The organism is Corallococcus exercitus (assembly GCF_003611585.1).
GTDB lineage: Bacteria > Myxococcota > Myxococcia > Myxococcales > Myxococcaceae > Corallococcus > Corallococcus exercitus.
Map to the genome: position 1 here is coordinate 1 of NZ_RAVW01000463.1, position 7,238 is coordinate 7,238.

2 protein-coding genes and 1 pseudogene are annotated in these 7,238 nt (G+C 70.6%); all 3 read right to left on the reverse strand.

The window, feature by feature from the left end; translation table 11 throughout:
• Window positions 1-4,985 (reverse strand): Ig-like domain-containing protein (locus tag D7W79_RS35800; protein WP_147442216.1); only part of this gene is annotated, 4,985 nt, incomplete at its 3' end.
• Window positions 4,982-5,776, reverse strand: coding sequence for a peptidylprolyl isomerase (locus D7W79_RS35805; protein ID WP_147442217.1), 795 nt, complete (start codon window positions 5,774-5,776; stop codon window positions 4,982-4,984). The genes D7W79_RS35805 and D7W79_RS35800, both read right to left, overlap by 4 nt.
• Window positions 5,777-5,895: 119 nt before the next feature.
• Window positions 5,896-7,238: pseudogene (locus D7W79_RS35810) on the reverse strand (hypothetical protein); the annotation flags it as partial.

The window sequence follows — 7,238 nt, forward strand, 5'->3', positions numbered from 1 at the left end:
CCTCCCGCCCGTGCCAACGCTTCACGGACGATCTTGTCCTGATCATCCGTCAGGGCCATGTAGCCCATGAACTCCACGGAGCGCAGGGCCAGCGGTTCCTCCGTCCGGATGGACGCGCCGTCCGGGGACACCACGGCCAGGCCCGCCCTCGCGAGCACGTGCGTGCGCGGCTCGTGCGCTAGCACCAGCACGTAGCGGCCCGCCGGCAGGCCCGTCACGTTGGGGAACTGCAACAGGATGGGCTTCTGGACCCGCACGCCCGCGGGACCCACCTGCCAGACCGCCGTGGGCGTCGCGTTGCTCTCCAGCCGCACGGGCAGCGACACGGACTGCAGCCGCGTCGCCGTCAACTGGCCCTCCGTCCTTCCGTCCTCGAACAGCAGCGAACCCGGGTCTCCGTCGATGGCCAGCGCGCCGTGCTTCTGGGCGAAGTCCACGTGCAGCGCCTGCGTGGTGTCCACCCGCGCCGCGCTCGCGGTGTCCACGGCGGTCAGCGCCAGCGGCGCGTCCACCGTCTCCACCTCTGGCGTGATGCTCAGCATCCGGCGCACGGTGGGCAGCGGACGGCCCTCCGCCGTCGTCCCGCCCTCGTAGCGGACCACGCGCGGCCCCGACACCGACGTGATGAATGACCAGTTGCCGTCCGCGCTCGTGCGCGCGGTCTCGGAGGTTCCCTCCAGGATGACGCGCACGCCCGACAGCGGCTCGAAGGCGTCATCCATCACGGAGCCGCGCACCCGCGTGAGCGGCCGCCGCACCGTAAGCTGACTGTAGAAGGCCGACCCTTGCGCGGGCCCCACCTCCGCCTGGATGCCCTGCACCGACACCTGGAGCGGCTCGCCCTCGGGCAGCGGCGCGTTCGCGATGAACGTCGCCGTCTGGCCTCCCGGTGCCAGCGAATAGCCGCCCGCGAGCGGGCTCCCCTGGTGCAGCACCTTGAAGCCCTGCCGCACCGACGCCAGCGTCGCCGCCTTGTTGAAGGAGACGCTGATGAGCGCGTCCGTCTTCACGTCGCTCGCGCCCGCCGCGGGCTGCACACCCGTGACGACCAGCGGCTCCGTGGCGGGGCTCCGGTAGCGCACCACGACGCTCGCGCGCCCGATGAGCCCGTTCTTGTCCGTCGCCTTCACCTGGACGGCGTTCTCCCCCAGCGACAGCGGGAGGTCCGCCCCGTACACGCCGGGGGACTCCTCCGCCGCGAGCCCCGTGCCAATGCGCACCTCGTCCAGATCGGCGAAGGCCTGCACCTTCGCGCGGATGTGCGCCACGGGCAGTGGGGACTCGCTACCACTGACCGGCGACAGCACCGTCACGATCGGAGGCGCGTGGTCGACGTTGAACGTGAGGCTCTCGCGCTCGGTGTTGCCGGCCTGGTCGACCGCCACCACCTCCACCACCGTCTGTCCCTGCGCCAGCGCCACCGGTACGCTGAACGTGCCACCCAGCACCGTCGCGGACTGCCCCTGCACCGTGACGCCCGCCAGGTGCGTGTCACCCACGGTCCCCTTCACCACGTAGGGGGACTCGTTCACCGTGGCCGGGCTCGTCGCCGGCTCCGTGATGGTCAACGTGGGCCTCGTGCGGTCCACCGCCACCGTGCGCGTGGTGCTCGCCGAGCGCCCTTCCGCGTCCGTCACCTGCACCGCCAGCGTGTGGTCTCCCGCGGGGAGCGCCAACGCCAGCGTGAAGCTGCGCGACGAGACCGCCGCGTTCACACCGTTGACCTTCACCTGCAACGGCAACGTACCGCCCTGCACCTGCCCCGCCACCGCCACGCTCACGCCCCCCAGCACCGCCCCCTGCGTGGGGGACTCCAGCGCCAGCACCGGCGCCGCCGTCCCACTGCCCGCGTCCGCGGGCGTGCCCGCATCCGCGCCCACTCCGCCGTCCAGCGGACTGCCCGCATCCCCCGCCGAGCCCGCGTCGCTCCCGGTGCCCGTGCCCGCGTCCGCGAGCCCACCATCCGGCAGCGTGACGTTCCGCGTGACGTTGACCGTGGACTCCGTGCGCAGGCCGTAGCCGTCCATCGCCACGACCGTCAGCGTCTGCGTCCCCGGCGACAGCTGCACCGTGCGCTGGAAGGAGTGGTCCGGCAACGTCGCGGCCAGCGCGCCCGCCACCACCACCGTCACCGTGTCCGTGCTGTCCGCGGACGACGCGGTGCCTCGCACCGTCACGGAGGTCTGCTCCGTCACCAGGCCGTCCACGGGCGCCGTCAGCGACAGCGTGGGCGGCGTGGCGTTGGCGCGCAGCTGGAGCGTCTTTTCGTCCAGGTTGTCCGCCGCATCCGACAGCCGCAGCAGCAGCGTGTTCGCGCCCTGCGTCAGGGACCGGGTCACCTCGAAGGAGCCATCCGGCGCCACCGGCACCGCGCTGCCATTCACCGTGAGCACCACGGGCGTGGTGTCCGTCGCCGTGCCGCGCAGCTTCACGGAGAGCGCACCAATGCGCGCGTTCGCGGACGGGCTCGTCACCACCAGCTGCGGCGCGATCGAGTCCCGGAACACCGTCACGCTCACGGTGGACGCGTTGCCCGCGGAGTCCAGCACCTGCGCCGTCAGGACGTTCTTCCCCTCGGACAACGGCACGGCGTGGCGCCACACGTCGTCCGTCCCCTTCACCAGCTCCACGCCGCCCACTTCCACGCGGACCACCTGGCCCGGATCCGTCACGGCGACGGCGAACTCCACCTGCGCGTCGCGCGTCACCAGTCCGTTCTGCGGCGACTGGATGGTGGGCACCACGGGCGCCATGTCGATGACGAACGTCCGGCGGGCCTCCGCGCTGTTGCCCAGCTGGTCCACCGCGGTGATGACCAGCGTGTGCGGCCCTCCCGCGTCGACGGTGGTCCCACTCGTGAAGTCCGCGCCGTCCAGCTTCGCGGTCACGGTCCCCGGGTACGCGTCCTCCACCGTCCAGGAGATGGTCGCGGGGGTGTTGCGGTGCTGTCCGTCCACCACACCCGTCACGGTGATGACGGGCGCCGAGCGGTCGATGCTGAACGAGGCCACCGCCGACGCGCTTCTCCCCGCCTGGTCCCCGGCCTTGACCTCCAACAGGTAGGGGCCGTCGTCGGTGACCTCCGTGCCGCTCTGGAAGGGCTTACCGTTCAGCGTGGCGGTGAGCGACTTCAGGTTCACCTCCACCACCGTGAAGGTGGGCGTCACCGTCGCGCGCACCGGGCTCGTCTGGGGCAGCCCGCTCAACGCGATGGCCGGAGCAGTGAAGTCCAGGGTGAAATGGAGCTGCGCCAGCTTGCGGTTGCCGGCCAGGTCCGTCGCCTCCACGTCCACCGTGTGCGGCCCTTCGCCGGAGACGGTGTTCCCGTTGATGAACTGCGCTCCGTCGAGCCGCGCGTCCACGCTGTCCGCGACCAGATGGGTGTCCGTGGCGCTGTACGACACCTCGACGGGCACCTGATGGAATGAGCCTTCCTCGACCCCCGTGAAGGAAACCACCGGGAAGATCTGGTCGATGGTGAAGTCCAACTCGACGATGCCGTAGTTGGCCGCCCGGTCCTTCGCGACCAGATACAGGTGGTGCGGGCCGTCGCCAGTGATCGGATCGCCGCTGTACCAGTCGACGCTGTTGTCGAGCCTGAAGAAGGTGGTCTCCAGGTAGTCACTGCGCACCGTCACGGTGGGCACCACGGGCCCCGGGTAGTACGCGCCGTCGGTCACCCCCGTGACCTCGATGGTCGGCGCGGTGCGCTGGATGCGGAAGCGCACCCGCTTCTTCGCCACCCGGCCTTCCGGGTCCGTCACCGTCACGAGCCATTCGTGGGAGCCCTCGGCGGAAACCTCCCCTCCGTTCACGATGGGCTCGCCGTTGAGCGTGGCTGACGCGGACAGCGGAGTCATCCCCGTCGCCGAGTAGCCGAGGGTCACCGGCCCCTGGGTAATCTCCCCTTCCGTCACCCCACTCACGGTGATGACCGGCGCCTGGCTGTCGAGCCCGACCGGATGGCACACCCGGGCCACGTTGGCGCACTGGTCCGCGATCACCGTGGTGACGGCGTTGGCGCCTTCCACCAGGGGAAGGTCCAGGAAGTAACCCGTCTGACCGGAGAGCGCGGCCGTCATCCCGTTGATGACGACGCTCTTGGTATCCAACCCGAACTGGCCGGCCACACGCACCGGAGAGCTGGTGAAGAAGGCTCCTGGCTCCGGCTCCAGCATGGTCAGCGTGGAGGGCAGCGTGTCCGCGTCGAACAGCACCACGCGCACGGAGGACTCCGGTCCCCCCAGGACCGTCAGCTCCAGCTGGTTGGTGGCGGCCAGCGTCACCTTCGACGCGAAGGTGCGCTTCTGCGCGCCCGTGAGGCCCGCCAGCATGTCCACGCCGTTGAGGCGCACGGCGCCGTCCGCGTCCGGGCCCACCATGTCCACCACCAGCACGCCCACCGTGCCGTCGCCGGGAGGTTTGATGTCCGTCCAGGACCGCGACACCGGCTCCGGGCCCGCCTGGATGTAGCCGGAATCCGTCACCATGCACGGCAGGGCGCCGAGCGGAGCCACCGACACGCGCACCGCGCCGCCGCCCGTCGTCACCACCGAGAGCTGGTTGGTTTGCTGGAGCGCCACGCGGAATACGGCCAAGGGGGTGCCTGCGGAGACGCCGCCCACCACGGTGCCGTTGAGCGTCACCTGCGAGGTCGCCACCTCGTTCGCGCCCCGCGCGTCGCCGTTCTGCACGACGACCAGCACGGGCTCGTTCAGCGCGCCGGTGAACGACGACGTTCCCTGCTGGCCGCCCTGCACCACCAGGGTGCCGCCTCGCCATGCGGGCCCCACCGACTCCTCGATGACGCCATTGCACGCGGGCGCCAGCTCCACGGCGGTCAGCCGCGTGCGCGTGGACGCCACGGCCCTGGACGGCTTGGATGCCGCGGGTTCAGGAGGACGCTCCGGCGTCTTGCCGCACCCCATCACCACCGTCAGCAACAGGGCGCCCCACAGCCCCCGGACCTGCCCTCGCGCACTCATCGAGCCATCTCCCCCTGCGTTCCTGCCGTCCCCGCATCCGTTGCGGCCGCTTCCAGCGGACGCAACGCCTGGGGGAAGCGCTCCACCGACACGCGCTCCCGCAGGTCCTTCATCCACCGCGCCTCGGCCTCACGGCGCGACTCCGCCGCAAGCCTCCCCCGCGCCTCCTCGAACGACGGCACTCGCGTCTCCACCGGGGCGAGCGCCTGGACGATGTGGAGGCCGTAGGGCGTCTCGAAGGGCTTGCTCACTTCGTCCGGCTTCAGTGCCGCGGCGGCCTCGAAGAAGGCGGCGTGCACCTGGCCTTCGAGCACCGGCCCCAGGTCCCCGCCGCGCGGCGCGGAGACCTCGTCCTGGCTGGACTCGCGCGCCACCTTGTCGAAGGCCTCGCCGCCCAGGATGCGGGCGTAGAGCAGGTTCGCGCGATCCCGCGCCCTGCGCCGCTCGGCCTCGTCCGCGCCCTGGGGCAGGCGGATCAGGATGTGCCGCACGTGGATCTCCCGGCGCGACAGCGCGTCCTTCTGGGCCGCGTAGCGCTCGCGCAGCGCCTTGTCTTCCGTGGCGCCCTGGAGCTGCTCCTCCACCAGGGCCTGGGCGAGCACCTCGCGCCGGGCCGCCGCGAGCCGTGCGCGGACGTCCGGGCGGTCGTCCAGGCCACGCGCGTCCGCCTCCTCCGCGAGCCGCTGCCGGTCGATGAGCGCGTCGAGCTGGGCCTGGATGCCAGAAGCCTCCGGTGCACGCTGGGACGCGAAGAGCTCCACGTCCGCGCGCCGCAGGTCGGTACGGCCCACCCGGGCCACCACGTCCTCGTCACGGCAGCCCGCGGAAAGCAGGGCTGTCAGGAAGAGAACAGATGTGATTCGGGCAGACGGAAGGAGCGCGGAGGCGCTCCGGTCACGAGCAGGACGGGTCATGGAAGGTTGAGGTTCGAGGACTGCAGGCGCGAGCTGGAGTCCACGGTGAGCGTGCCCGTGACGGTCAGCGCATCCGGCGTGGTCACGGAGGACTTCCGGGTGATGGTGAGGTTGCGGAAGGTCTGCTCGCCGGTGGAGCTGGGGAGCAGATCCGTTGCAGCAACGGACTGGGGGTTGGTGTCCAGGTTGGCGTTGTCGATGATGAGGTCGCCATACGCCTCGAGACTGCCCTTGAGGTACACCGTCCCGGGGCCTCCCGGGTAATAGAGGGACCCCCGAGCGGTGATGTTGTTCCAGGTGAAGGAGCTGGTGGCGGTATCGAAATAGACGGCAATCCGGCCGCCCGCCGCCAGGCCATAGGCTCCACCCACGGCTTCCATGGCGCCTGAGCCGGTCAAGGCATTGGCTTGCACCCGGATGCTGCCACCCGCGCCCGCGTAGACGCCATAGGGGTAATAGGCGTCCTCACCGTTCGCCAACAGCTTGCCATTCAGCACCAGGCTGTCCGCGCTCAGCCGCAGCACGCCGGCTCCGTTTCCACCCGGCAGTGACCCGGACGAATTACCGGCGCCGCCCGAGCCGAAGTCGCTTGGATTCCGGTAGTCGCCGTAGACCGGAATCGCGGCTGTGCCGGACTGCACGGCTCCATGGCCACCATGGCTGCCGCCGGCGCTGGTCCTCTGGCTCGGGACGTTGCCCGTGGTCCTCCCGGACTGCACCACGTTCACGCCCTGCCATCCCCCCAGATAGCCGGCGCCACTCACGTCGATGGTCGCCCCGGCACCGACTTCGACCGGGCCACTCACGTCGAGCTCGAGCGTCCGAAGCTGGCCATCCAAGATGAGATTCTGCGCCAGCGTCGCGCCGCTCCCCGACACCTTCAAGGCGGACAGTCGCATGGGGGTCCCGCCCATGACCCGCAGCGCCGCGTTGGTGCCGGAGATTTCGACGTTCATTCCATCCGCGAAGCCCCAGGGCTTGCGCAAGTCCACGGCGCCCCCCTCCAGCATCCGCAGCGACGTGAAGCTTCCACTCAACGAGTCCAGGAAGATGACGGACCCTCCGACCACCTCCAGCGCGGGCGTCGAAAGGGCGCTGGTCACCTCCACCCAGGCGTTCCGGAGCACCGCGAAGCGCTCATAGGTTCCTCCCGGAACGGGGGTCGGCTTCACGGCAGAATGATTCAGTTCAGTGTTCCGCTGATCCACGATCAGCTCGCCGTACTGCTGATGACTGCCCTTCAGGTACACCGTGCCCGGGCCAGAGTTCCGCCCGCCTGGCGCCGAGACATGGGTCCAGTCGAAGCTGCTGGAACCCTGATCGTAGTAGACCGCCACCC